Genomic DNA, 25,090 nt, shown 5'->3' on the forward strand with positions numbered 1-25,090 from the left:
CGGCCTCTTCGCGAGCAGGCGAAGGCCTACAGTTGAACTGCGCTCGGCTGATGATCAGGGCTATCAGCATCAACGCCACCGCTACGCCAAAAGTGATGTGCAAACCGCTGGCAATCGCCGTTGCCGGCGCCTGTGTCGGATCCCCCGCCGCCAGCGCAAACACCGCGCCCATCACCGCCGCCCCGGTGATCAAGCCGAGGTTGCGCGCCAACCCGAGCATCGCCGAGACCACGCCGCGTTGATCCTGACGGACGCCCGCCATCAACCCGGTGTTGTTGGCCGCCTGGAACAATGCGTAACCAACGGCGACCAGTGCAATCGGCAGCAAATAGGCGGGCAACCCAAGACGCATCGGCAACAGCGTCAACAAGCCGCAACCGCAGGCCATGGCGAACAACGCGCCCGGTACTATCCGCCTCGCGCCAAAGCGATCCACCAGACGTCCGGCCGGTACGCCGCCAAACGCAGACAACAACGGACCGACCGATAACGCCACTCCGACCATTGTGCTACTGAGGCTCAAACCCCGGTGCAGGTAAAACGGACCGACCACCAGCGTGGTCATCATCACCGTCGTCACCAACAAAGTCAGCGCCAGACTGCTGCTCAGTCGCGCGTCGCTAAACAACGACAAACGAATCAACGGCGACTTGGCCTTCATCTCGACCAGCATAAACAACCCTGCGCCGCACAAACTGGCCAGCAGCAACGGGAGCATCAAACCTTCAAGCGTCATCGCCAGCGCATAGGCCGCCAGCGTCAGCACCAACACGGCGCTGCCAGGATAATCAAACGCTGCGCGCGGCCCTGTTGCCCGATCCGCTGGCAAAAAACGGTACACCAGCCACATATTCAACAAGCCCAACGGCACGTTGAGCAGAAAAATCGCCTGCCAGCCGACCTGCGCCATCAACAGCCCACCGAGCGACGGCCCGAGGGTGGTGCCCGTCGCCGACATCGTCGCCAACAAACCCATCGCACTGCCCGCCCGCGCCTTGGGCACCGCATCGGCCACCGACGCCACGGTCAAGGCGAACATGATCGCCGCGCCGACACCTTGTACCGCCCGTGCGCCGATCAACCAGCCCAGCCCCGGTGCCAGCGCGCAGGCTAACGACGCGCTGGTGAAAATGCCGACCCCGATCAACAGCAATCGGCGCCGACCGAAGCCATCACCCAGACGCCCGACACTGACGATCAATGTGGTGATCGCCAGCAGGTAGGCGAGCACGATCCATTGCACCTGCTGGAACGTCGCCTCGAACGCCGTCGCCAGAATTGGCAGCCCGGCATTGGCGATGCTGGTGTCCAGTGAAGGCATCAACATCGACAAGGCCAGACTGGTCAGCGCCCATCGGGCGGGAGTGCTCAGGGGTTCGCGGGGCATGAGGGGCTCGCAGGGGCAGAGGTGATGCGTCATAGCGTGAGCCTCGACAAGGCACGGCGCAAGACGCATGCTTTGCACTCGATACCTGCATGGAACGCCATGTCATGACCGCACCGGACCTGAACCTGCTGATCACCCTCGACGTTTTATTGCGCGAAGGCAGCGTCGCGCGCGCGGCCAAATGCCTGGGGCTGAGCCCGTCGGCGATGAGCCGTGCCCTCGCCCGTCTGCGCGAAACCACCGGCGATCCGTTGCTGGTGCGCGCGGGGCGTGGCCTGGTACCAACGCCGCGCGCTCTGGAATTGCGCGAACGGGTCAGCCATCTGGTGCAGGACGCCGAAGCGGTTTTAAGGCCTGCCGAAGTGCTCGACCCCGGCCGCTTGCAACGCACCTTTACCCTGCGTAACACCGACGGTTTTGTCGAAACCTTTGCCGCCGCCCTGCTTGCGCGCATCGCCGAAGAGGCGCCCGGCGTGCGCCTGCGTTTTGTGCAGAAAGCCGACAAGGACAGCACGCTGCTGCGCGAAGGCCGCGTTGATCTGGAAACCGGCGTGGTCGACGACAGCACCGACCCGACGCTGCACAGCCGCATCCTGTTTCGGGATCAGTGGATTGGCGTGGTGCGCGAGGAGCATCCGTTGAGCGCGGGGAACGTCACCAGCAAACGCTTCGCGGGTGGACAGCACATTCTGATCTCTCGACGCGGGCGCAGCAGCGGCCCGGTGGACGAAGCGTTACTCGCGCTCGGACTGACACGGGACATCGTCACTTCATTCGGCGGATTCTCGGCGGCGCTGACGCTGGTGCGTGAATCAGAGCTGATCGCCACGGTCCCGCAAAGGCATACGAGCAAACTGCGCACCGGCCTGCACAGTTTCGCCCTGCCCTTCGCGATGCCGGACATTAGCGTGTCGATGCTCTGGCATCCGCGCATGGACGCCGACCCGGCGCATCGCTGGTTGCGCGAATGTGTGCGGCAGGTCTGCGCTTAACGCGCGTCGCCACCGGCCGGTTTGTAGAAGAGGAATTTGCCGGTCTCGGCAGTCTTGCGGTACTCCTTGGCCCAGCTCGGATGCACGTTGCGGTCGTGGAAATACAGCGCGCCGTTGGTGCGATCCTTGAGCTGGCGGTTCAAAGCCTTGCGGGCGATATCCTTGGCCAGCGTGTATTCGGCATCTTCCTTGACCTGATCCGGCTTGCCATCGCACCACCAGGAAAACTGGCAGCTCTTGGTTTCCGAACCTTGTTTGACGACAGCGCAAATGTTGTCGGGAAAGCCCTCGTGGCCCAGGCGATTCATCACCACACTGGCCACGGCTTCCATTTCCGGCGTGTCTTTGCCTTTGGCTTCCCAATAGATACTGCGCGCCAGACAAGTGATCGGATCGTCCAGCGGCGCGGCGCCGGCCGGGTCGACCGCCTGCACTTCGGTCGGGGTGATGGCTTCGGCTTTCGGCGCCGGTGCGGCGCTGACTTTGTCCGCCGCTTTCTCTTCCAGCACTTGCGCTTTCTCTTCAGCCTTCGCTTTGATCGGAGCATGATCGGTGGCCCATACAGAGCCTGCCAACAGGGTGAATACAAGACAGCCCGCCCAGCCTTTCAATCCCATGTCAGTTCTTCCGGCAGCGCCCGAGTCGGGCAAGGTGTTACGTCGGGGAGACACCCGGTTTGCGGGCTCTTCGGTGAGTGTAGACGGCAAATACAGAGACAAAGTTGCGCAGAAAAACGGCTGAATGAAGAAAAAAGACATTGCACGCACCGGGGGCCTTTCGCGCATCATGGGCGCATTCAGCTCAAGGGAGATTTCCATGCGCTTCATGCCATCCGTTTTGCGTCTTGCCGCGTTGTCCGTGGGCGTTGTGTTTGCCATCCCGGCGCTCGCCGGCGATGAGTCGCAATTGATCGAGTCGATCAACAGCTACCGCAGCCAACCGCAGCGTTGTGGTTCCCAGGCGTCGAATGAACTGCCACCACTGTCGGCGGATCCCCGGCTGAGATTACGCGCCACCGGGGCTGTCGATCTGCAACAAGCCATGGCCAGCGCCAGTTACCCGATGGTCAACGTGCAGGCGATCACCCTGAACGGTCCGCGCGATGCGGCGTCGGCGATGAAGGCGATTCAGGAAAGTTTTTGTCAGGTGGTGCTCGATCCGCAGTTCGTCGATGTCGGGGTCAGCCGCGACGATCGCGACTGGCGCATTGTCTTGGCGCGGCCACTGTTGTCGGCCAAGTTGGGGGATGCGCAAAGTGAAGGACAGAAATTGCTCAGTGAACTCAACGTCGCCCGCGGTCAGGCGCGTCAGTGTGGCGGACAGGCTTTCGCTGCGGCTGCACCGCTGGCCTGGAACGCAACGCTGGGCACGATTTCCCAGGACCACAGCCGCGACATGGCCAACAACAATTACCTCGACCACAAAGACCGCGATGGCCGCACCCCGGGCGATCGCGCGGAACTGGCTGGCTATGGCGGCCAACTGGTCGGCGAAAACATCGCTGCAGGACAAGACACGGTGCACAAAGTCGTCGAAGGCTGGCTCGCCAGCCCCGGCCACTGCGCCAACCTGATGAACCCGCAATACCAGGAACTCGGCGCCGCTTACGCCACCGACCCGAAAAGCAGCGCCGGGATCTACTGGACCGCGATGTTCGGCGCCCAGTAAATCCCAAAACACGACAACACCTGTGGGAGCGAGCCTGCTCGCGAAGAGGCCCTTACATTCAACATCAACATTGTCTGACCTGACGCCTTCGCGAGCAGGCTCGCTCCCACAATGTCCGGTGGTACATCCGAAATTCCTGACAATAAAAAACCGCAGCCAGGCCGCGGTTTTTCAGGCTCAGTGGGTTCTCATCCCCGCGGCATACATCGCCAGTTTCAGCAGGCTCGCCACCACCGCCAGCGACACCACGCTGCCCAGCCAGATCAACAACAGCCAGCCCAGACGCTTGTACCAGCGGCTGGATTTCACTTCGCGCGAATCAATGGTAGCCATCGCCAATCCTCACTTTGCCGCGGAATACGTAGTAGCTCCAGAAGGTGTACATCAGGATCACCGGCAGGATGAACAGTGCGCCAATCAGCGCAAACAACTGGCTCGACGGCGGTGACGCGGCGGCCCAGATGCTCACCGACGGCGGGATGATGTTCGGCCAGATGCTCAGCGCCAGGCCGATGTAACCGAGCAACATCAACACCAGCGTAAACACGAATGGCCAGTGCGTATGGCGCTGACGCAACGTGCGCAGCAACCCGAACACCGCCAGCAATGCCAACACCACCAACCCGGCTAACACCTGCAGATGCCCGTGCGTCGACCAACGCGCCGCCAGCTCCGGATGCAGTTGCAGCGTCCATACGCCAATCACCAGCACCATCGCCATCAACAGCAAGGCCAGCGGCCGGGTGAACAGCCGCATCCGCGACTCCAGCATGCCTTCGGTCTTGACCAGCAACCACGTGCTGCCAAGCAACGCATACGCAATCACCAGGCCCACGCCACACACCAGCGGAAATGGCGCCAACCAGTCCAGACCACCACCGGCAAATTGTCGATCGACCACCGGAATCCCGGATACATACGCGCCAATCACCACACCTTGAGAGAACGTCGCCAGCAGCGAACCACCGATAAACGCCTTGTCCCACCAATGGCGTTTTTGCGGCGACGACTTGAAGCGAAACTCAAACGCCACACCGCGGAAAATCAGCCCGCAGAGCATCAGGATCAGCGGCAGGTACAGCGCCTCGAGAATCACCCCGTATGCCAGCGGAAACGCGCCATACAACGCCGCGCCACCGAGCACCAGCCAGGTCTCGTTACCGTCCCACACCGGGGCGACGGTGTTCATCATCACATCGCGTTCCTGCTCGTCCGGGATCAGCGGAAACAGGATCCCCAGCCCCAGATCGAAGCCGTCCATGATCACGTACATCATCACCCCGAAGGCGATGATCACTCCCCAGATCAACGAGAGATCGATACCTTGAATACCCATGACTCAATGCTCCTTTATCAGTGGACCGAGGTCGCGGATTCGAGGGGAGTGATCGCGGCCGAAAGCGGTCGGCGCGGTGTCTGTGTGGGGTCGTCTTGCGGAGGATGTTCGTGATGCGGCTGCGGGCCTTTTTTCACCAGTTTCATCATGTAGCCGATGCCCACGCTGAACACGGTGAAATAGATCACCACGAACAGCGCCAACGATGTGCTCATCTGCGCCACCGAGTGATGCGATGCCGCGTCATGAGTGCGCAGCAAGCCGTACACCACCCACGGCTGACGCCCGACTTCCGTGGTGATCCAACCGGCCAGCAACGCAATCAAGCCACTCGGCCCCATCAGCAACACCAAACGCTGAAAGCCGCGATGCTGATAAAGCTTGCCGCCCCGACGCAGCGCCAACCCCAGCAACCCAACGAGGATCATCAACATCCCCAACCCGGCCATGACGCGGAAGCTCCAGAAAATCACGGTCGAATTCGGCCGATCTTCTTTCGCGAAGCTCTTCAGCGCCGGGATCTGCTTATCGAGGCTGTGGGTGAGGATCAGGCTGCCGAGATACGGAATCTCCAACGCATACTTGGTCTTCTCAGCCTGCATATCAGGGATGCCAAACAGCACCAGCGGCGTAGGCCCGTTGTCGGCGTTTTCCCAGTGCCCTTCGATGGCAGCGATCTTCGCCGGTTGATGTTCCAGCGTATTCAAGCCATGGGCGTCACCGACCACGGCCTGAATCGGCGCCACGATCAGCGCCATCCACAACGCCATGGAAAACATCTTGCGCACCGGCGCGGTGTTATTGCCGCGCAGCAAATGCCAGGCAGCCGAGGCACCGACGAAGAACGACGTCGCCACAAACGCGGCAATCGCCATGTGCGCCAGACGGAACGGGAATGACGGGTTGAACACAATCGCCAGCCAGTCCAGCGGCATCACCCGACCGTCGACGATTTCAAAGCCCTGCGGCGTCTGCATCCAGCTATTGGACGCAAGAATCCAGAACGTCGAAATCAGCGTGCCGATCGCGACCATTACCGTGGCAAAGAAGTGCAAGCCACGGCCGACGCGGTTCCAGCCGAACAGCATGACCCCGAGGAAACCCGCTTCAAGGAAGAATGCCGTCAGCACTTCATAGGTCAGCAACGGCCCGGTGATACTCCCGGCGAAATCCGAAAAACCGCTCCAGTTAGTGCCGAACTGGTACGCCATGACCAGCCCCGAGACCACACCCATGCCGAAGTTGACCGCGAAAATCTTCGACCAGAAATGATAAAGATCGCGGTATGTGTCGTTACGGGTTTTCAGCCAAAGGCCTTCGAGTACCGCGAGGAAACTCGCCAGGCCAATGGTGATCGCCGGGAAAATAATGTGGAACGAAACCGTGAACGCGAATTGAATGCGCGCCAGGTCCAGTGCCTCCAGAGTGAACATGATGATGTCCTCATCCAGGCTGAAAAGCGGCAGCACGAACCCGGGCCACCGCCAGGCGCGAACGCCTGCAGCCAATCAAATTTCTATGGTTTTTATGGGTTGGGGGTTACGCCACCGACGACGGGATCAGGTTGCTGACCTTCGCGGCTTCGAGGCGAATCGCCACGAACTTGGAGGTCGGCGTGTACGTCCGGTCGCCGTAGCTTTCCAGCGGCACCAGAGGGTTAGTCTCCGGGTAATACGCCGCTGCCTGCCCTGCCGGAATGTCGTAAGCGATCAGGGTGAAACCGCTGACCCGACGCTCGCGCTCGTCATCCCACAGCGCCACCAGATCGACCTTCTGCCCCGGTTCGAAACCGAGGCGCTGGATGTCCTGTTCGTTGGCGAAGATTACATCGCGCATGCCGTAAACCCCGCGATACCGATCATCGAGGCCGTACAGCGTGGTGTTGTACTGATCGTGGGATCGCATGGTCTGCAGGATCAGATGCGGCTTGACCGGAAGGTTGCGTACGCCTTCGCTGATCAAGTGCTCGGGCAACACACACGGGGTGAACTGCGCCTTGCCGCTTTCAGTGTTCCAGACCCGATCCGAGGCTTCGTTGCCAAGGTGGAAGCCACCGGGAATCAGCAGTTTTTCGTTGAAGTTTTCGAAGCCCGGAATCACGTCGGCAATCAGGTTGCGAATGCGCCCGTAGTCGCCCACCACCCACTCCCAATCAATCGGATGTTTGCCCAGTGTTGCGGCGGCGATCCCGGCAATGATCGCCGGCTCGGACTTCAAGTGCGCCGACTTCGGTTTCAACTGACCGAACGACAAATGCACCATGCTGAAGGTGTCTTCGACGGTCACACCTTGCGGACCTTCAGCCTGAATATCGATGTCGGTACGCCCCAGGCACGGCAGGATCAACGCGTCGCGACCGGTGACCAAATGGCTGCGATTGAGCTTGGTCGCGATGTGCACGGTCAGGTCGAGTTTGCGCATCGCCGCATGGGTGCGCGGGGTGTCCGGCGTGGCTTGGACAAAGTTGCCGCCCAGACCGATGAACACCTTGGCTTCACCACGCTCCATGGCGCCGATCGCCATCACCGTGTTGTGCCCGTGCATGCGCGGCACGTCGAAGTTGAAGCGCTTTTGCAGCGCATCCATCAAGTCTTTCGGCGCCAGTTCGTTGATGCCCATGGTGCGGTCGCCCTGCACGTTACTGTGGCCGCGCACCGGCGACAGCCCCGCGCCCGGACGGCCGACGTTGCCGCGCAGCAGTTGCAGGTTAATGACTTCCTGCAGGGTCGCCACCGAGTGCACGTGTTGGGTCAGGCCCATGGCCCAGCACATGATCACGCTCTTGGCGCGGCCATACATGCGCGCGGCCAGTTCGATGTCATGCAGCGGCACGCCGGACTGCTCGAGAATGTGCTCCCAACTCGTCGCCTCGACTTCAGCCAGATAGCTGTCGAACCCTGTGGTGTGCTCGGCAATAAACGCATGATCGAACACCGGTTCGCCGCCCGTGGCCTGAGCTTCGCGCTCCCACTGCAAGAGGAATTTGACCATGCCGCGAATCATCGCCATGTCGCCGCCCAGCGCCGGGCGGAAATACGCGGTGTTGGTCGCTTCCCAGCCGTTGCTAAGCATTTCGAGCGGGTTCTGCGGGTTCTGGAACCGCTCCAGGCCACGCTCTTTCAGCGGGTTGATGCAGACCACTTGCGCGCCGCGCTTTACCGCTTCACGCAGCGGTTCGAGCATGCGCGGGTGGTTGGTGCCGGGGTTCTGGCCGATGACGAAAATCGCGTCGGCGTGGTGCAGGTCCTCGTAAACCACGGTGCCTTTGCCGACGCCGAGGGTCTCGTTCATGCTCACCGCACTGGCTTCGTGGCACATGTTCGAGCAGTCGGGGAAGTTGTTGGTGCCGAACGCACGGACGAACAATTGATAGAGAAACGCTGCTTCATTGCTCGCGCGGCCCGAGGTGTAGAACTCGGCCTCGTGGGGCGATTTAAGGTTTTTCAGATGATCAGCGATCAATGCGAACGCATCTTCCCAACTGATTTCCACATAGCGGTCGATCCGCGCGTCGTAGCGCATCGGGTGGGTCAGACGGCCCTGATATTCCAGCCAATAGTCGCTCTGCTCGGCCAGGCTCGACACCGTGTACTTGTTGAAGAACGCCGGGTCGACCAACCGCCCGGTCGCTTCCCAGTTCACCGCTTTCGCACCGTTTTCGCAGAACTTCAACAGGCTCGCGCCCGGCGCCTCACCCCAGGCACAACCCGGGCAGTCGAAGCCACCGTTCTGGTTGGTCTTGAGCATGGCGCGGATGTTTTTCAGGGCGTTTTCACTGCCCAGCCAGCTTTTGGTCAGGCTGATGACAGCGCCCCAACCGGCAGCGGCGCCTTTGTAGGGTTTGTAACGGTCAACTTGTGACATGGGACTCTCCATGACGATGCACACAGGCATGAAACTGATTCAGTTAAACAGCGACGGCCGACTTTAAAGGTTGAAAAGTGGTCGTTGGGTTTGCCGGGGCAAGGATATGAACCGTTACAAAACATTGTCTAATCGCTATTAATGACCACTTTATCGAAAGCATCTATCACGGATAAAAACCCTTTATTTACGGTGTCTTGCGAAACTAACGGAGCAACTTTCAGCGAAAAATAATTCATCATCGACGGGATCAATCAGCTGTTCATTAACAGTGATTGGACGGCACTGAAAGTTGCCCATAATCTGCGCTGACCAAACTCCTTCAACCGGGGTTTTCATTCCTGCGAGGCTGTCATGTCAGAGCGTGTCTTGATCGATGGTTACAACCGCCGCGTCGACTATCTGCGCATGTCGGTAACCGACCGCTGCGACTTCCGCTGCGTTTATTGCATGGCCGAAGACATGCAGTTTCTGCCCAGGCAAAAAATCCTCACGCTGGAAGAGATCTATCAACTGGCGCAGAGCTTCGTGGTGCTCGGCACACGCAAGATTCGCCTCACCGGTGGCGAGCCGTTGATTCGTCCGGGCGTGGTCAAGCTCTGCGAGCAGATCGCTGCCCTGCCCGGCCTGCGCGAGTTGTGCATGACCACCAATGGCTCGCAGCTAGGCAAACTCGCCGCGCCGCTGTTCGATGCCGGGGTCAAACGCCTGAACATCAGCCTCGACAGCCTCGATCCGCAGCGCTTCAAACAGATGACCCGTACCGGTGATCTGGCGCAGGTGATCAACGGCATTGATGCCGCGCGCAAGGCCGGTTTTACCCGCACTAAACTCAACGTCGTGGTGATGCAGGGCCGTAACGATCAAGAGATCAATGATCTGGTCAGCTTCGCGATTGACCGTCAGCTCGACGTCTCTTTCATCGAAGAGATGCCGCTGGGGATCATCAGCGAACACAGCCGCGCCGAGTCGTTTTTCTCCAGCGCCCAGGTGCGGGAAAAGATTGCTGAACGCTACACCCTGATCGACTCGGCGGAATCGACGCAAGGCCCTTCGCGCTACTGGCGGCTGGCCGAAGCGCCGGAGATTCGCTTGGGCTTTATCTCGCCGCACAGCCACAACTTTTGCGGCACCTGCAACCGCGTTCGGCTCACCGTCGAAGGTCGCCTGCTACTGTGTCTGGGTAACGAGCATTCGGTAGATTTGAAAGCGGTGCTGCGCGCACACCCGGGGCAACCGCAGCGGCTGGAGAAAGCCATTATCGAGGCGATGAAGCTCAAGCCGTATCGGCATAATTTCGAAGTGAACGACGATGTTCAGGTCGTGCGTTTCATGAACATGACCGGCGGCTGATCCCGCCAGTTTCATCGGTTATCGGAACCGCACAGCATGATCATCAGACCCAAGGTCAATCAGTTCGCCATTCTCTTCACCCTCAAGGGTTCGATCGCCAAGCGCATCGCTCTGCGCACATTGATGGTCACCCTGCTGGCGTCGGCCATCGTCCTGGTGGAAATCCTCCATCCGAGCAACTTCACTAAGGTCAACGCGACGCCATTTACCTTGCTCGGTTTGTCGCTGTCGATCTTCATGAATTTTCGCAACAACGCTTGCTATGACCGCTGGTACGAGGCGCGCAAGGCCTGGGGCGAAGTGATCGTGCACATTCGCTCGGTGATTCGCGAAACCCATGTGATTCGTGAGTCGGCTGAGCGCAAGCCGTTGCTGCTTAATCTATGCGGTTTCGCCCATGCGTTGAACGCACGGTTGCGCAAGGAAAGCGAGGCCGATGCGAGCAGCCAATGGATCATGCCGAAACCCGACCCACTGACGCCGGATTACAGCGGGCGCATTTTGCAAACGGTCGGTCAGCAATGTTCCGATCTGCATGAAAACGGTGAACTGACTGAATGGCGCTACATGCTGCTGGCCAATCACCTGACCAGCCTGACCCAGGCGCAAGCGGTGTGCGAACGGATCAAAACCACGCCGCTGCCGTTTCCCTACACACTGTTATTGCACCGCACGATCTACTTGTTTTGCATCCTGCTGCCGTTTGCCATGGCCGAGCCGCTGGGCTGGCTGACACCGTTGTTCACGGCGATTGTCAGCTACACGTTTTTTGGTCTGGATGCGATAGCCGATGAACTGGAAGACCCCTTTGGCCGCGACGAAAACGACCTGCCCACCGATGCACTGGTGCGCACCATCGAACGCGACATCCTCGCCGAACTCGGAGCAGAAGTACCGCCGGCGTTGAAGCCTGTGGACTATGTCTTGAGCTGATCCCTCTCTCCAGACACCCCGGAACCCTGTGGGAGCGAGCCTGCTCGCGAAGGCGCCCTTTCAGTCACTATCGATGTTGCCTGACACTCCGCCTTCGCGAGCAAGCTCGCTCCCACAAGGGTTCGCGTACACCGCCGATATTGATGACCACCACAAAACCAATGTGGGAGCGAGCTTGCTCGCGAAGAGGTCCTGTCGGCCAACATCGATGTTGACTGACACTACGCCTTCGCGAGCAGGCTCGCTCCCACAAGGGTTCGCGTACACCGCCGATATTGATGACCACCACAAAACCAATGTGGGAGCGAGCTTGCTCGCGAAGGGGTCCTGTCAGCCAACATCGATGTTGACTGACACTACGCCTTCGCGAGCAGGCTCGCTCCCACAGTTTGATTGGTGGTGAGGTCAGAAGAGTTCGTTGAAGGGGATGAAGCGCAGCGGGTCGCCGAGGTTGTGTGTGCTGTTTTCGGGAATTTCCACCAAGCCATCGGCCCAGGTCGCGCCAAGCAGAACGCCGGAGCTTTGATTCGGGTAGAGCACCGCACGCCCCGCCTCCAGCTTCACCCGCAGGTATTCACGGCGGCCACCCGCCTTGTGCCAATCGAAGCCTGCGTCGACTGTGAAGCTCAGCGGCGTGACATCTTCGACGCCTTGTATGCGCAGCAAATACGGCCGCGCCAACAACCCGAACGTCACCAGTGCCGACGTCGGATTACCCGGCAACCCAATCACCGGCACCGCACCAAAATGCCCGACCGTCAGCGGTTTGCCTGGCTTGATCGCCAGTTTCCACAGCAGCGGTTTACCGCTGTCGCGCAGCACCTGCCCGAGGCAATCGGCATCACCCGCTGACACACCACCCGTGGTCAGAATCAGATCCGCGCTCACTTGCAGTTGCTCAAGCTTGAGCCGCGTCTGCGCCGGGTGATCCGGCAGGATCCCGGCGTCGATCACCTCACAACCCAACTCACGCAGCCAATGCCCCAGCAGCACGCGATTGCTGTTGTAGATGCTGCCGGGCCGCAATGGCTGACCCGGTTCGACCAGTTCATCACCGGTCGATAACAGCGCCACCTTAGGCCGGCGCACCACATGCAACTGCGCCAGCCCCTGCCCCGCCGCCACCGCCAGTTCAAACGGCCCGAGGCGCTTGCCTGCACGCAACAAAATATCGCCGACGCGGTTTTCCTGGCCTTGTGCGCGAATGTTCTGCTCGACCTTTAACGGCTGCAAAAACCGTACGCGACCGTCGTCCAGTACCTCGACGTTTTCCTGCATTTCCACGCAGTTGGCACCGGGCGGCACCGGCGCTCCCGTGAAGATCCGCGCGCAAGTCCCAGGCAACAACGCCTCAGGAGCGGCGCCCGCGTAAACCCGTTGCGACACCGCTAGCGGCTGCTGATCCAGATCGGCCAGGTTCAACGCATAACCGTCCATGGCGCTGTTCGGCCACGGCGGTAAATCGAGGGTCGCTACCAGATCACTGGCCAACATCCGGCCGCGCGCCTCATCGAGCGCCAGCACTTCGCTGTCGGCCAGTTGTTGTTCATTGGCCATGAGCAATAACTGCTCGATCGCATCCTCCACCGGCATCAAGGGTGAACGGCTCATCCGCGCGGCCCACACGCCTGCACCGCTTTCAGGTGCGGGACGAAGTTGCACGGGCGATGGCGGTTATCCAGTTGCTCGGCAAGAATGCCTTCCCACGCGGTGCGGCAAGCGCCGGTCGAGCCCGGCAGGCAGCACACCAGGGTGCCGTTCGACAGCCCGGCCAGCGCACGGCTTTGCACGGTGGAGGTGCCGATGTCCAGTATCGAAATCGCCCGGAACAGTTCGCCAAAACCATCGATCTGTTTGTCGAACAAGCAGCCCACCGCTTCCGGCGTGCTGTCGCGACCGGTGAAGCCAGTGCCGCCAGTAATCAGCACCACCTGAATGCCTTCATCGGCAATCCAGTTCGCTACCTGAGCGCGGATCTTGTACAGATCATCCTTGAGCAAATTGCGCTCGCTCAAGGTATGCCCGGCTTCCAGCAGGCGACTGACCAGCAACTGGCCCGAGGTATCGCTGGCGTAATCGCGGGTATCGCTGACCGTCAGCACGGCAATATTCAGGGGGACAAACAGGGCATCGGCTTTGGCGCTCATGGCAGTTCTCCGGCAGCAGTCAATCAACATTGCCGAGCAGCCTAAGTGCCACTTATGAGGACTGTCTAATCACTCTGGCCAACCACATTATCGACCGGCTCTATCGGTGCTTTTCATCTCACTGAAAGCCAGTAAAACCGCGACTGATAGAGCTGATCGATAGTGTTTTAAATGCTTCCGATTGGACGAATAACCGCTCAGATGAGATCGTCGCACCCTGCGCTTTTCGTGCGTCTGGCGCATCGGCGTCAATACTCCATTCAAAACTCCCCATCGAGCAGGTGCCGTCGTGGACATCAAACAACTCAAGTTCCTGATCGCGCTGGACGAAACCCGTCACTTCGGCCAGGCCGCCGCACGCTGCCACATCACCCAACCGACGTTGTCGATGCGCCTGCGCAATCTCGAAGATGAGCTGGATCTGGTGCTGGTCAATCGTGGTCAGCGCTTTGAAGGTTTCACCCAGGCGGGCGAGCGCGTGCTGGCCTGGGCACGCACCTTGCTCGCCGCGCATGACGGTTTGTTTGCCGAAGCGGCGGCATGTCGCGGGCAACTGGTCGGTAGTTTGCGTCTGGGTCTGGTGCCGCTGAGCAGCTTCAATCCGGTCAATTACATTCAGGGTTTGTCCGGCACTTATCCGGAGTTGAAATTCAGCCTGTCGTCGCTCAGCTCCGACGAGATCATCGCTGGTCTGGGCAACAATCAGCTCGATCTGGGCGTGTGCTACCTCGACCACGTCAACCCGAACTATTTCGAGTTTTTCGAGATTGGTGAAACCCGTGTCGGCCTGCTCTACGACAACCGCCACTTCCATTTCGAAGGCTCGGAAATGAGTTGGGAAGACGCCGCCGAATTGCCGCTGGGCATGATCACTGCGGGCATGCATTACCGCAAATCCATCGACCTGAGCTTCCGCAGCCGTGGGCTCAGCCCGCAGCCGATCATGGAAAGCGATTCGACCTATCAGCTGTTGCAGGCGATTCACCAAGGTTTCTGCTGCGCGATCATGCCGCTGGACAGTGGTCTGGAAGAGCCGATCGAGCACTTGTCGTTCATGCAGTTGCCGGATGCCAGTGTGCTCGCGCCATTGGGGCTGGTGATGCGCAAGACCGAACCGCGCTCGGCGATTGCCGAGAAGTGTTTTGCCGAGGCGCGGAAGTTGTTTGGGGTTGAAGTGTCTGCTCAGTAATTGATGTTGGATGTCAGGCCGCCTTCGCGAGCAGGCTCGCTCCTACATTTGGAATACATTCCCCTGTGGGAGCGAGCCTGCTCGCGAAGAGGCCCGACCAGACAGCAAAAATTTTGGATGTGACGGCGTTGATCGACCAAAGCAATCACCACATCGGAACAAGCGATTGGACGCAGTTTTGACGCCCCCGTAGCCTGAACACTCTTCAGCGCTTCGGGACTGTTCAGATGCTCTGCCACGTCGAAACCCTCACAGAATCCACCACCGAACCCAACGCCCCCGCACCTCAACCGGCACAAGTGGTGTTTCGCGAATACCTGCCGGATGCCCCGCTTTCGCACGCGGCCCTGGCCTCGGAAATCGCTTTGGCCATCACCTACAACGGCCTCAGCCAGGCGGTGATGATGGTCTCGCCCGGCAACCTCGAAGACTTCATCCGCGGCTTCAGCCTGAGCAACGCGATCATCGACAGCGTCGACGAGATCTACGACGTCCGCCTCACGCATTTCGATCAGGCCTGTCAGGCCGATGTACAGATTTGCAGCCGGGCGTTCTGGGCACTCAAGGATCATCGTCGGCAAATGACCGGGACCAGCGGCTGCGGCATCTGCGGCGTCGAAGCGCTGGAGCAGGCGCTGCCGCCACTGCAGATTCTGCAGCCTTCGCCACTGCCGCCAGCCGAACATTTCGACGGCATTCGCCAACGCATCGAAGCCGCTCAACAACTGGCGCGCAGCAGCGGCGCCCTACACGCCGCGCTGTATTTCGACGCCGAGGGTGAAGCCTTGATGTGCCGCGAAGACATCGGCCGCCACAACGCCCTCGACAAGCTGATCGGCGCGATGCAGAGCGATGCCATCGATGCCGCTGAAGGCTTCGTCGTGGTCACCAGCCGTTGCAGCCTCGAACTGATCCACAAAGCCGTGCGCGCCCGCCTCGGCACCCTCGTCAGCCTGTCCGCGCCGACCGCGTTGACCGTGCGTTGGGCGCTCAGGCATCGGCTCAATCTGATCCACGTGCCGCACCGCAACGCCCCACGAATTTACAGCCCGATCCAGGAGTTTCCCGCATGAGCCACACCCTCACCCACCTCGACGATCAGGGCCACGCCAACATGGTCGACGTCAGCGACAAAGCCGCGACCCGCCGTGAAGCCACTGCGCAAGCCTGGGTGCAAATGCGCCCGCAAACCTTGCAGATGATTCAGGCCAACGGGCACCCGAAAGGCGATGTCTTCGCTGTCGCGCGGATCGCCGGCATCCAGGCCGCCAAGCGTACCCACGAGCTGATCCCGCTGTGCCACGCGCTGCTGCTCAGCTCGATTCACGTCGAACTCAAGGCGTGCGAGCCGGACCGCGTGCAGATCACCAGCACTTGCCGTCTCACCGGCCAGACCGGTGTTGAACTCGAAGCCCTGACCGCCGCCAGCGTTGCCGCGCTGACCATTTACGACATGTGCAAAGCGGTGGATCGGGCGATGGTTATCGGCGATATCCGCCTGCTCAGCAAACAGGGCGGACGCTCGGGGCACTTTCAATGGGAGGACGCGCAATGATCCTGATCAACTACTTCGCCAGTTACCGGGACCGGCTCAATCTGGGCGGTGAAAAGATTCCGCTGAGCGCTTCGCTGAACAGCGTTGAGGACGTGCGGCAGATGCTCATGCAGCGCGGCGATCTGTGGCGCGAAGTGCTCGGCGCCGGGAATCTGATGTGCGCGGTGAATCAGGAACTGTGTCAGCCGAGCCAGGCGATTGAGGATTTCGATGAGATCGCGTTTTTTCCGCCTGTGACCGGGGGTTGATCGATGGCTATTCGAGTCCAGCACAAAAGCTTCGATGTCGGCCAGTTGACTGCCGACCTTCACGCGCGCAATCCACGGGTGGGCGCGGTGGTGAATTTCATTGGTTATGTGCGTGATCTGAACATTGGCCAGAGCGTGAATGAACTGTTTCTTGAGCACTATCCGGGCATGACCGAAAAGGCCCTCGAACAGATTGCCGAAGAAGCCCGCGAACGTTGGCCGCTGTTGGGGGTGGAGATTGTGCATCGGGTCGGCGCGCTTTCGGTGAGTGAGCCGATTGTGTTTGTCGGGGTCAGTAGCAAGCATCGGCATATGGCGTTCGAGGCCTGCGCGTTCATCATGGATGTGCTCAAGACCCGTGCGCCGTTCTGGAAGCGTGAGACTACACCTGAGGGCTCTCACTGGGTCGAGGGCCGGGAGAGTGATCGGAATGCTGCTTTGCGCTGGAGTTTGGCGCACGCCTGAAAAGCGAAAGCCCCTCACCCTAGCCCTCTCCCCGAGGGAGAGGGGACTGATTGGGGGATATTGCAGAAGTACGCCGACGTGAAGGAGTTGTGGTGAATCCATAATCGATGGGATCTGTCCGGTCATGGAGAACGGCAGACACCTCGGTCGGCCCCTTCGGGTAACCATCAAATCCATAATCGACTCGATTTTTCAGGTCGATGGATAACGCCAGACACCTCGGTCGGCCCCCTCTCCCTCTGGGAGAGGGCTGGGGTGAGGGTTGAAAGTCTGATTAGATAACCGCTCTGCCAGGATTCAACTCCGGAGTTTCGCTTGAGCACAGCGCCGAACAACCTGCCCCGACCCGACCCCGTCACCCTGCGCCAGGCCTGGCGCTTTTGGCTGAAACTCGGCTGCATTGGTTTCGGCGGGCCGGCCGGGCAGATCGCGATCATGCATCAGGAGCTGGTCGAGCGACGGCGCTGGATCTCCGAAAAGCGTTTTCTGCACGCACTCAACTACTGCATGTTGCTGCCCGGCCCCGAGGCTCAGCAACTGGCGACCTACATCGGCTGGCTGCTGCATCGCACCTGGGGCGGTGTCATCGCCGGAGCGCTGTTTGTGCTGCCATCGCTGTTCATTCTGATTGCCTTGTCCTGGCTGTACATCGCCTTCGGTGACGTGCCGGCAGTGGCCGGAGTGTTTTACGGAATCAAACCGGCAATCACCGCGATCGTGCTGCACGCCGCGCATCGCATTGGTTCGCGCGCGTTGAAGAATGCGTGGCTGTGGACGATTGCCGGGGCGTCGTTCGTGGCGATTTTCGCCTTCAATGTGCCCTTCCCGTTGATCGTCCTCGGGGCCGGGCTGATCGGGTATCTGGGCGGGCGATTCGCACCGCAGCGGTTCAGCAACGCAGATGTGCGCAACAGCGAGAAATCCTTCGGCCCGGCGTTGATCGACGACGATACGCCCGCCCCCGAACATGCCCGCTTCAACCTGGCGAAGTTGCTGCGCCTGGCGTTGATCGGCGCAGTGCTCTGGTGTTTGCCCATGGCGTTGTTGACGGCATTGTTCGGCTGGGACGGCACGTTCACGCAAATGGCCTGGTTCTTCACCAAAGCCGCGCTGCTTACCTTTGGCGGCGCCTATGCGGTGCTGCCTTACGTCTATCAGGGCGCCGTCGGGCATTACGGCTGGTTGACGCCGACGCAGATGATCGACGGCCTCGCGCTCGGCGAAACCACTCCCGGACCGCTGATCATGGTGGTGGCGTTTGTCGGTTTCATCGGTGCCTACGTGCAACCGGCGTTCGGCCCCGAGCATGCGTTTGCCGCCGGCGCGCTCGCGGCAACGCTGGTGACCTGGTTCACCTTCCTGCCCTCGTTTCTGTTCATCCTTGCTGGCGGGCCGTTGGTGGAATCGACGCACAACGAACTGAAATTCACCGCACCGCTTACGGCAATCACCGCTGCCGTGGTCGGGGTGATTGTGAATCTGGCGTGTTTTTTCGCTTATCACGTGTTGTGGCCGAACGGGTTTGCCGGGGCGCTGGATCTGTTTTCGCTCATGCTGTCGGTGGTGGCGGCGTTGGCGCTGTTCGTTTTCAAACGCGGCGTGATCAGTGTGTTGATCGTTTGCGCCCTCGCCGGGCTGGGCTTTCACCTGATGCGCTGAACCCGGGCTTGTGAATCTCCCGTTTACACGCCCGCGAATTCCCCCTTACTATCCGGGCACACCGGTCGGCGGGTCAGCCCGCCACCGACGTTTTCCGCCAACGGAAACACGCGTTATGAGTACGTCACCACAACAACCAGAATCGTTGAACGTCTCTGCCCTGCGCGCCCTCTCTCACAGGGGCGGCGTATGAATCGTATCGTCAATCTCCCCATGGCCCTGCGCCGCTCCAAGTTGCGTCATTCCGCACGCCCGCCGGATATCTCTCTGCCTGTCTGATCGCGCCCGTTAAAAAAGCCGCGACAGTCCCCTACCTCTTGATATCCCTGCCAGGACAGCCACGCCTGTTGTCGCGTCGTGTCCAGCCCGAATCTGCGCGCCTGTGCGGCGCCATCGTGAGTGATTGATTATGAAATTCGCAGCCATCGAAGACGCACGCCTGTTCCTTGAACAGAACCCCGATATCGACATGATCGAGTTGTTTATCCTCGACGCCAACGGCGTGCCGCGCGGCAAACTGTTGCACCGCGAAGAACTGCTCGCCGTCTACGAAAGCGGCCGGCCGCTGCCGAGCACCATTCTCGGCCTGACCGTGCAGGGTGAAGACGTCGAGAACTCCGGTCTGGTCTGGGACGTCGGCGATATCGACTGCCGTGCCTACCCGCTGGAAGGCAGTCTGGTGCGCCTGCCGTGGCGCAAGATTCCGACCGCCGCGGTGCAGGTCAGCATGCACCCGACCGAGGGCATGCCGGCGAGCATCGCCGACCCACGGCACTTGCTGATCAAGGTCATCGACGGCCTCAAGGCCGAGGGTTATCACCCGGTGATGGCGTGTGAGCTGGAGTTCTACCTGCTCGACGCCAAACGCGATCACAACGGTCGACCGCAACCAGCGCTGGATGCCGACGGAGGCCGACCGCGACATACGCAGGTCTACGGTTTGCGCGAACTGGAGCAGATCGAACCATTCCTCGCCGACCTCTACAGTGCCTGCAAACTCCACGGCATTCCGGCGCGCACGGCGATCTCCGAGTACGCGCCGGGTCAGGTGGAAATCACCCTTGAACATGGCGATGCACTGCAGGCGATGGACCAAGCCGTGCGTTACAAACGTCTGGTCAAAGCCATCGCCCACAAGCACGGCATGCAGGCGACGTTCATGGCCAAGCCGTTCGATGATCTGGCCGGTACCGGCATGCACATGCACGTGAGTCTGGCCGATGGCGCGGGACATAATCTGTTCGCCTCTGAAGACCCGGCCGGCACCCCGCTGCTGCGCACGGCGATTGGCGGCATGCTCGCGTCCCTGCTCGATTCGCTGCTGCTGTTCTGCCCGAACGCCAACTCGTATCGGCGCTTCCAGGCCAACAGCTATGCACCGTTGGCGCCGACCTGGGGCGTCGACAACCGCACCGTCAGCCTGCGTGTTCCCGGTGGCCCGGCCAACACGCGGCATATCGAACACCGCATCTGCGGCGCCGATGCCAACCCGTATCTCGCCGCAGCGGCGATCCTTGCCGGCATTCATCGCGGCATTCGTGAAGAGCTTGATCCTGGTGCGCCGGTTGAAGGCAATGGTTATGCGCAAGCGAAGGAGTTACTGCCGACCGATTGGCTGACGTCCTTGCAGGCGCTGGAGAACTCGGTGTGGGCGCGGGATGCCTTGGGGCAGGAATTTCTCGGGGTGTATCTGGCGGTGAAGCGTGCCGAGTATCGGCAGTTCATGGCTGAAGTGGGTGAGCAGGATTGGCGCTGGTATCTCACCGAGGCATAACGATCCGACACCGAACCTGTGGGAGCGAGCCTGCTCGCGAAGGCGTCGTCACATTCAACATTTTGGGTGACTGACACACCGCTTTCGCGAGCAAGCTCGCTCCCACAGGGGACTGCACTCCGACTTCCGAACTTTGTGTGGACACTGACATGACCGAACGCTGCAATTCCTACTACACCGCCACCCTAAACCAGGACACCGACTACCCGACCCTGCAAGGTCGGCACACCGTCGATGTGGTGATCATCGGCGGCGGCTTCACTGGCGTCGCCACCGCCGTCGAACTCGCTGAAAAAGGCCTGAAAGTCGCCATCGTCGAAAGCCACAAGATCGGCTGGGGCGCTACCGGGCGCAACGGCGGGCAAGTCACCGGCAGCCTCTCCGGCGACGGCGCGATGCGCAAACAGATGCGCGCGAAACTCGGCGATGACGTCGATGATTTCATCTGGCACCTGCGCTGGCGCGGGCACGAAATCATCCAGCAACGCGTCGAGAAATACGGCATTCAATGCGACCTCAAACACGGCCATTTGCACGCGGCGTACAAGCCCAGCCACATGACTGATTTGCGTAAGGATTATGAAGAAGCCGTACGGCGCGGATTAGGCGATGAGGTCAGCCTGCTCGACCGCAGCCAGGTGCGCGACCTGCTGCAAAGCGACCTCTACCACGGCGCAATCAAGAATACGCGCAACCTGCATCTGCACCCGCTCAACCTGTGCATCGGCGAAGCGCGGGCGGCGGAAAGTCTCGGCGCGCTGATCTTTGAAAACAGCGAAGTTCTGGAGATCATTCACGGCGATACTCCTGGCGTAAGAACCGCCCACGGCCAGATCGATGCCAATCAGGTGATGCTCGCCGGCGACGTTTATCACAAACTCGAACCGGGGCAGCTCAAGGGCAAGATTTTCCCGGCCATGGGCGGCATTGTCACCACCGCGCCGCTCGGCGATCTGGCGCGGCAGATCAACCCGGAAGATCTGGCCGTATACGACTGCCGCTTCGTCCTCGACTACTACCGCCTCACCGCCGACGGCCGCTTGTTGTTCGGCGGTGGCGCCAACTACAGCGGCAAGGATTCACGCGACATCGCCGCCGAGTTGCGCCCGTGCATCGAGCAAACCTTCCCGGCGCTCAAAGGCGTGCAGATCGACTATCAGTGGAGCTGCGCGATGGGCATCGTCATCAATCGCATCCCGCAACTGGGCAAGCTCTCGGACAACGTCTGGTATTGCCAGGGGTACTCGGGGCACGGCATCGCGACGACGCACATCATGGGCGAAATCATGAGCCGGGCGATCACCGGGCAGATGGAGCAGTTCGATACGTTTGCCCAGTGCCAGCACATTCGTGTGCCGATGGGGGATTTACTCGGTAACCCGTTGTTGGCGGCGGGGATGTGGTACTACCAGATGCTTGAGCGCCTGCGCTGAAAGATGGGTTGAATGTACCGGCCCCTTCGCGAGCAGGCTCGCTCCCACATTCGACCGCGTTCCTGAGCTAGATCTCGGTCACATGTGGGAGCGAGCCTGCTCGCGAAGAGGCCCTCAAATCCACCAAAAATTCAATCCGGCAACTGCTCGACCACAATCCCCAACCGTCGATAATCCTCGACACTCCCCGACGCAACATGCTGCTCGGTGATCAGCGTATGCAGGCGCGTACACGGCGCCACCACAAACGGCTCCACCGCCCCCAACTTGTCCGCCGTGGTCACCGCAATCACCCGCGCCGCGCCCTCCAGCATCGCCTGCTTCACCGGCACCTCGTCGAAATGCAGCGAGGTAATTCCCACCTCCGGATGAATCGCGCAGACGCCGGTAATCGCCAGATCCGCCCGGATCCCGGCCAGCAACCGCAGCGCCTCATGCCCACCCGCCGCCATCGTGCGCGGGTTCAACTGGCCGCCAGCGAGAATCACTTTCACAGCCTTGAATTCCGAGAGCGCAATCGCCGTCATCGGTGACGCGGTCACCGCCGTGATGCAGATATCTGCACGCAACGAGCGCGCCACTTGCAGCGTGGTCGAGCCGGAATCGAACAGCACAATCTGCCCATCTTCAATCTCCTGCGCCGCCCGTTGCGCCAGGCGAATCTTCACCTCATCCGTCTCGTCCAGCCGCGTGAAGTAATCCTTGCCGGAGTCTTTCGGCCGCGGCAACGCCCCACCGTGCACGCGCTGCACCAGCCCGGCGTTGTCCAGTTCGGCGAGGTCGCGGCGGATGGTGTCCTCGGACACCGCGAAGTGCTGGCTCAACTCGGACGCCATGACCTTGCCGTCACGTTCGAGGAGCAAAAGGATTTTCTGTCGACGCAGGGACGGCAGTTCTGCCGCAGAATGATCGTGCATGGTTGTGCCTGTTTGTGCTTGTAGTTGCAGGTTTCTGCGAGACTAGCGAAAGCTTTGAGTAAACACAAACCGACCAGGTATCAATTGTTTCGATCTTTGCAATCAACAAGGCGAATTTTTTCTTTGCTTTCAACCTGTTCAGAATGGCCGCACTTCTAAAAGGCTCAGGATGAACACCTCATGAATCTCAATTTTGCGTTTGCGTGCATGATCGTCGTGTCGTTTGCGATTGCCCTCGGCCACGCCTGACAGTGCCTCAGACCGACGCTAACAAATGCTCACGCAGCCATTTATGCGCCGGATCGCGGTGCGAGCGTTCGCCCCAGAACATCGCCATCTCATAACCGGGTACTTCCAGAGGCGCGTCGACCACTTGCAGTGCCCGGTTGCCACGCACCAGGCGTGACGGCAGCATCGCCACCAGATCGGTGCTGGCCAACACCGACATTGCCATCAGAAAGTGCGGCACCGACAACACCACTTTGCGCATCAGCCCGACATCGGCCAACGCCCGGTCGGTCACCCCGAAAAAGCCCCCGCCCTCGCGCGACACCATCACGTGTTCCAGCGCACAGAATTGTTTGCGTGTGGGTGCAGACTTTAATCCCGGATGCCCGACTCGACCGGCCAGCACATAACGCTCGGTGAACAGCGGTCGACGGTGCAACTCCGGCGGCGCGTCTTCACTGATGTGCAGCGCCAGATCAAACACCCCTTGCTCAGCCTGTTTGACCAAATGTGCCGGCGTCAGATCGATCACCGCCAGCCGCGAGCCCGGCGCCTGTTCACGCAAGCCGCTCAGCGCCGGCAACACCACCGTCGACTCGCCGTAATCGGTCGCGGCGATTTTCCAGGTGTGCGTCGCCAGCGCCGGGTCGAACGCACTGGCCGGCGCCACCGCCCTCTCCAAGGCTTCCAACGCTTCGCGCAACGGTTCACGCAACTCATCGGCGCGCGCCGTCGGGCGCATGCCGCGAGGGCCGGGCAACAGCAACGGATCGCCAAAGATGTCGCGCAACTTGGCCAGATGCACACTCACCGAAGGCTGCGACAGGTTCAGGCGCTGCGCAGCGCGGGTGACGTTGTGCTCCGACAGCAACACATCCAGCGTCAACAGCAAGTTGATATCCAGCCGTCTCAAATTATTCATGGCTATACCAGACATATCAGACATTCATTTCCAATATACCGGTTGAACGCCGATCCTGCAGTCACTTAGCTAACGGAGCTTCAACATGAAAGTGCTACTGGTTTACGCCCACCCGGAACCGACCTCCCTCAACGGCTCGCTGCGCGACTTCAGCGTGCAGCGCTTGCAAACCGCCGGCCACACCGTGCAGGTCTCCGACCTCTACGCGATGAACTGGAAAGCCACCCTCGACGCTGACGATGCCCCAGAGCGCGATGCGACTAAACCGTTCCACGCTTCGCTCGACTCGAAAGTCGCTTACGCCGAAGGCACTCAAGCCGCCGACATCGCTCGCGAGCAGGAAAAACTGTTGTGGGCGGATGCGCTGATCCTGCAGTTTCCGCTGTGGTGGTTCACCATGCCCGCCATTCTCAAAGGTTGGGTTGATCGGGTGTACGCCTACGGTTTTGCCTACGGCGTCGGCGAGCATTCCGACAGCCGCTGGGGCGAGCGCTATGGCGAAGGGAAAATGAAAGGCAAACGGGCGATGTTGATGGTCACCACTGGCGGCTGGGAATCGCACTATGCGCCGCGTGGGATTAATGGGCCGATGGATGATCTGCTTTTTCCGATCCAGCACGGGATTTTGTACTACCCGGGGTTTGAAGTGGTGCCGCCGTTTGTGGTGTATCGGACCAGTCGGATGGATGCGGCGCGGTATGCCGAGACTTGCGAGGAATTGGGGCAGCGGCTGGATGAGTTGTGGAGTGCAAGGCCGATTGGGTTTCGGCAGCAGAATGGTGGGGAGTATGAGATTCCTGCTTTGACGTTGAAGAGCGACATCGCGCCGGATAGCGAAGGCTTCGACGCACACATCCGCTAGCGCCGCATCAACCACGTAGAGCAAAAGCCCCTCACCCTAACCCTCTCCCAGAGGGAGAGGGGACTGATGGGGGGATATTGACGAAGTACACCGACTTGAACGCTTTTCACCGAATCCATAATCGCCACGATTTTTCAGGTCGATGCATGACGGTAGAC

23 protein-coding genes are annotated in these 25,090 nt (G+C 60.5%); 13 read left to right on the forward strand and 10 right to left on the reverse strand.

The window, feature by feature from the left end; genetic code table 11:
- A partial coding sequence (locus tag A8O26_RS16145; protein WP_155740665.1) for an MFS transporter occupies positions 1 to 1,387 on the reverse strand: 1,387 nt, incomplete at its 3' end.
- A 104-nt stretch (positions 1,388 to 1,491) separates the two neighbouring features.
- On the opposite strand from A8O26_RS16145, the gene A8O26_RS16150 reads away from it, so the two are divergent.
- Positions 1,492 to 2,379 (forward strand): LysR family transcriptional regulator, encoded by an 888-nt coding sequence (locus A8O26_RS16150; RefSeq protein ID WP_064118884.1) that lies wholly within the window; start codon positions 1,492 to 1,494, stop codon positions 2,377 to 2,379.
- Here the strand turns inward: A8O26_RS16150 and A8O26_RS16155 are convergent.
- Entirely contained in the window at positions 2,376 to 2,996 is a 621-nt protein-coding gene (locus A8O26_RS16155) for a cell wall hydrolase (protein ID WP_064118885.1), read from the reverse strand. The two genes, A8O26_RS16150 and A8O26_RS16155, sit on opposite strands and share 4 nt — an antisense overlap.
- Before the next feature lie 199 nt (positions 2,997 to 3,195).
- On the opposite strand from A8O26_RS16155, the gene A8O26_RS16160 reads away from it, so the two are divergent.
- Entirely contained in the window at positions 3,196 to 4,047 is an 852-nt protein-coding gene (locus tag A8O26_RS16160; protein ID WP_064118886.1) for a CAP domain-containing protein, read from the forward strand.
- Between the two features lie 177 nt (positions 4,048 to 4,224).
- On the opposite strand, the gene A8O26_RS29415 is transcribed toward A8O26_RS16160, so the two are convergent.
- The 4 genes from A8O26_RS29415 to A8O26_RS16175 all read right to left on the reverse strand — a co-directional run bounded on the left by A8O26_RS29415 (position 4,225) and on the right by A8O26_RS16175 (position 9,247).
- Entirely contained in the window at positions 4,225 to 4,380 is a 156-nt protein-coding gene (locus A8O26_RS29415) for a DUF2474 domain-containing protein (RefSeq protein WP_081265204.1), read from the reverse strand.
- Positions 4,367 to 5,383, reverse strand: a complete 1,017-nt coding sequence (gene cydB, locus A8O26_RS16165) for a cytochrome d ubiquinol oxidase subunit II (protein ID WP_064118887.1) — start codon at positions 5,381 to 5,383, stop codon at positions 4,367 to 4,369. Before cydB ends, A8O26_RS29415 begins: the two co-directional genes overlap by 14 nt.
- 17 nt (positions 5,384 to 5,400) lie before the next feature.
- Positions 5,401 to 6,816 (reverse strand): cytochrome ubiquinol oxidase subunit I, encoded by a 1,416-nt coding sequence (locus A8O26_RS16170; RefSeq protein WP_064118904.1) that lies wholly within the window; start codon positions 6,814 to 6,816, stop codon positions 5,401 to 5,403.
- A gap of 106 nt (positions 6,817 to 6,922) precedes the next feature.
- On the reverse strand, positions 6,923 to 9,247 hold the full coding sequence (locus A8O26_RS16175) for an FdhF/YdeP family oxidoreductase (RefSeq protein ID WP_064118888.1): 2,325 nt from the start codon (positions 9,245 to 9,247) through the stop codon (positions 6,923 to 6,925).
- A gap of 354 nt (positions 9,248 to 9,601) precedes the next feature.
- Here A8O26_RS16175 and moaA point away from each other — a divergent pair, with 354 nt between their 5' ends.
- Together moaA and A8O26_RS16185 are read left to right on the forward strand one after the other, a co-directional pair.
- The gene (gene moaA, locus A8O26_RS16180; protein ID WP_064118889.1) at positions 9,602 to 10,600 is read left to right on the forward strand and encodes a GTP 3',8-cyclase MoaA; all 999 of its coding nucleotides are present in this window, start codon (positions 9,602 to 9,604) and stop codon (positions 10,598 to 10,600) included.
- Positions 10,601 to 10,636: 36 nt separating this feature from the next.
- Complete coding sequence (locus A8O26_RS16185) at positions 10,637 to 11,533, forward strand: bestrophin family protein (protein WP_064118890.1); 897 nt, start codon at positions 10,637 to 10,639, stop codon at positions 11,531 to 11,533.
- A gap of 405 nt (positions 11,534 to 11,938) precedes the next feature.
- On the opposite strand, the gene A8O26_RS16190 is transcribed toward A8O26_RS16185, so the two are convergent.
- Positions 11,939 to 13,144 (reverse strand): molybdopterin molybdotransferase MoeA, encoded by a 1,206-nt coding sequence (locus tag A8O26_RS16190; protein WP_064118891.1) that lies wholly within the window; start codon positions 13,142 to 13,144, stop codon positions 11,939 to 11,941.
- Positions 13,141 to 13,680, reverse strand: coding sequence for a molybdenum cofactor biosynthesis protein B (gene moaB, locus A8O26_RS16195; RefSeq protein WP_064118892.1), 540 nt, complete (start codon positions 13,678 to 13,680; stop codon positions 13,141 to 13,143). The genes A8O26_RS16190 and moaB overlap by 4 nt, the downstream gene beginning before the upstream one ends.
- A gap of 289 nt (positions 13,681 to 13,969) precedes the next feature.
- Here moaB and A8O26_RS16200 point away from each other — a divergent pair, with 289 nt between their 5' ends.
- From A8O26_RS16200 to A8O26_RS16235, 8 genes are all read left to right on the forward strand, one after another.
- Positions 13,970 to 14,869 carry a LysR family transcriptional regulator gene (locus A8O26_RS16200; protein WP_064118893.1) on the forward strand — a complete coding sequence of 300 codons (900 nt, stop codon included), beginning with the start codon at positions 13,970 to 13,972 and terminating at the stop codon, positions 14,867 to 14,869.
- 227 nt (positions 14,870 to 15,096) lie between these two features.
- Complete coding sequence (gene fdhD / locus A8O26_RS16205) at positions 15,097 to 15,942, forward strand: formate dehydrogenase accessory sulfurtransferase FdhD (protein ID WP_064118894.1); 846 nt, start codon at positions 15,097 to 15,099, stop codon at positions 15,940 to 15,942.
- Positions 15,939 to 16,424 carry a cyclic pyranopterin monophosphate synthase MoaC gene (gene moaC, locus A8O26_RS16210; protein WP_064118895.1) on the forward strand — a complete coding sequence of 162 codons (486 nt, stop codon included), beginning with the start codon at positions 15,939 to 15,941 and terminating at the stop codon, positions 16,422 to 16,424. The genes fdhD and moaC overlap by 4 nt, the downstream gene beginning before the upstream one ends.
- The gene (locus A8O26_RS16215) at positions 16,421 to 16,672 is read left to right on the forward strand and encodes a MoaD/ThiS family protein (protein ID WP_064118896.1); all 252 of its coding nucleotides are present in this window, start codon (positions 16,421 to 16,423) and stop codon (positions 16,670 to 16,672) included. The genes moaC and A8O26_RS16215 overlap by 4 nt, the downstream gene beginning before the upstream one ends.
- A gap of 3 nt (positions 16,673 to 16,675) precedes the next feature.
- Positions 16,676 to 17,137 carry a molybdopterin synthase catalytic subunit MoaE gene (gene moaE / locus A8O26_RS16220; RefSeq protein ID WP_064118897.1) on the forward strand — a complete coding sequence of 154 codons (462 nt, stop codon included), beginning with the start codon at positions 16,676 to 16,678 and terminating at the stop codon, positions 17,135 to 17,137.
- Between the two features lie 315 nt (positions 17,138 to 17,452).
- The gene (chrA, locus tag A8O26_RS16225) at positions 17,453 to 18,796 is read left to right on the forward strand and encodes a chromate efflux transporter (protein ID WP_064118898.1); all 1,344 of its coding nucleotides are present in this window, start codon (positions 17,453 to 17,455) and stop codon (positions 18,794 to 18,796) included.
- Positions 18,797 to 19,205: 409 nt separating this feature from the next.
- Positions 19,206 to 20,570, forward strand: coding sequence for a glutamine synthetase family protein (locus tag A8O26_RS16230; protein WP_064118899.1), 1,365 nt, complete (start codon positions 19,206 to 19,208; stop codon positions 20,568 to 20,570).
- A gap of 149 nt (positions 20,571 to 20,719) precedes the next feature.
- Positions 20,720 to 22,003: an NAD(P)/FAD-dependent oxidoreductase gene (locus tag A8O26_RS16235; protein WP_064118900.1), complete on the forward strand. Its 1,284-nt coding sequence runs from the start codon at positions 20,720 to 20,722 to the stop codon at positions 22,001 to 22,003.
- 131 nt (positions 22,004 to 22,134) lie between these two features.
- On the opposite strand, the gene A8O26_RS16240 is transcribed toward A8O26_RS16235, so the two are convergent.
- Positions 22,135 to 22,920: a DeoR/GlpR family DNA-binding transcription regulator gene (locus tag A8O26_RS16240; RefSeq protein ID WP_064118901.1), complete on the reverse strand. Its 786-nt coding sequence runs from the start codon at positions 22,918 to 22,920 to the stop codon at positions 22,135 to 22,137.
- A 256-nt stretch (positions 22,921 to 23,176) separates the two neighbouring features.
- Positions 23,177 to 24,070 (reverse strand): LysR family transcriptional regulator, encoded by an 894-nt coding sequence (locus A8O26_RS16245; protein WP_064118902.1) that lies wholly within the window; start codon positions 24,068 to 24,070, stop codon positions 23,177 to 23,179.
- A gap of 85 nt (positions 24,071 to 24,155) precedes the next feature.
- Here A8O26_RS16245 and A8O26_RS16250 point away from each other — a divergent pair, with 85 nt between their 5' ends.
- A complete protein-coding gene (locus A8O26_RS16250) occupies positions 24,156 to 24,932 on the forward strand; it encodes an NAD(P)H-dependent oxidoreductase (protein ID WP_064118903.1) in 777 nt (258 codons plus the stop codon).
- Positions 24,933 to 25,090: the final 158 nt, after the last annotated feature.

It is taken from the genome of Pseudomonas fluorescens, from assembly GCF_001648775.1.
GTDB lineage: Bacteria > Pseudomonadota > Gammaproteobacteria > Pseudomonadales > Pseudomonadaceae > Aquipseudomonas > Aquipseudomonas fluorescens_M.

Coding starts and splice junctions, on each gene's coding strand:
- A8O26_RS16230 (WP_064118899.1), top strand. CDS start 19,206: ATGAAATTCGCAGCCATCGAAGACGCACGCCTGTTCCTTGAACAGAAC.
- cydB (WP_064118887.1), bottom strand. CDS start 5,383: ATGGGTATTCAAGGTATCGATCTCTCGTTGATCTGGGGAGTGATCATC.
- A8O26_RS16240 (WP_064118901.1), bottom strand. CDS start 22,920: ATGCACGATCATTCTGCGGCAGAACTGCCGTCCCTGCGTCGACAGAAA.
- A8O26_RS16190 (WP_064118891.1), bottom strand. CDS start 13,144: ATGAGCCGTTCACCCTTGATGCCGGTGGAGGATGCGATCGAGCAGTTA.
- A8O26_RS29415 (WP_081265204.1), bottom strand. CDS start 4,380: ATGGCTACCATTGATTCGCGCGAAGTGAAATCCAGCCGCTGGTACAAG.
- A8O26_RS16185 (WP_064118890.1), top strand. CDS start 10,637: ATGATCATCAGACCCAAGGTCAATCAGTTCGCCATTCTCTTCACCCTC.
- fdhD (WP_064118894.1), top strand. CDS start 15,097: ATGCTCTGCCACGTCGAAACCCTCACAGAATCCACCACCGAACCCAAC.
- A8O26_RS16175 (WP_064118888.1), bottom strand. CDS start 9,247: ATGTCACAAGTTGACCGTTACAAACCCTACAAAGGCGCCGCTGCCGGT.
- A8O26_RS16170 (WP_064118904.1), bottom strand. CDS start 6,816: ATGTTCACTCTGGAGGCACTGGACCTGGCGCGCATTCAATTCGCGTTC.
- A8O26_RS16150 (WP_064118884.1), top strand. CDS start 1,492: ATGACCGCACCGGACCTGAACCTGCTGATCACCCTCGACGTTTTATTG.
- A8O26_RS16245 (WP_064118902.1), bottom strand. CDS start 24,070: ATGAATAATTTGAGACGGCTGGATATCAACTTGCTGTTGACGCTGGAT.
- moaC (WP_064118895.1), top strand. CDS start 15,939: ATGAGCCACACCCTCACCCACCTCGACGATCAGGGCCACGCCAACATG.
- A8O26_RS16250 (WP_064118903.1), top strand. CDS start 24,156: ATGAAAGTGCTACTGGTTTACGCCCACCCGGAACCGACCTCCCTCAAC.
- moaB (WP_064118892.1), bottom strand. CDS start 13,680: ATGAGCGCCAAAGCCGATGCCCTGTTTGTCCCCCTGAATATTGCCGTG.
- A8O26_RS16235 (WP_064118900.1), top strand. CDS start 20,720: ATGACCGAACGCTGCAATTCCTACTACACCGCCACCCTAAACCAGGAC.
- moaA (WP_064118889.1), top strand. CDS start 9,602: ATGTCAGAGCGTGTCTTGATCGATGGTTACAACCGCCGCGTCGACTAT.
- A8O26_RS16215 (WP_064118896.1), top strand. CDS start 16,421: ATGATCCTGATCAACTACTTCGCCAGTTACCGGGACCGGCTCAATCTG.
- moaE (WP_064118897.1), top strand. CDS start 16,676: ATGGCTATTCGAGTCCAGCACAAAAGCTTCGATGTCGGCCAGTTGACT.
- A8O26_RS16155 (WP_064118885.1), bottom strand. CDS start 2,996: ATGGGATTGAAAGGCTGGGCGGGCTGTCTTGTATTCACCCTGTTGGCA.
- A8O26_RS16160 (WP_064118886.1), top strand. CDS start 3,196: ATGCGCTTCATGCCATCCGTTTTGCGTCTTGCCGCGTTGTCCGTGGGC.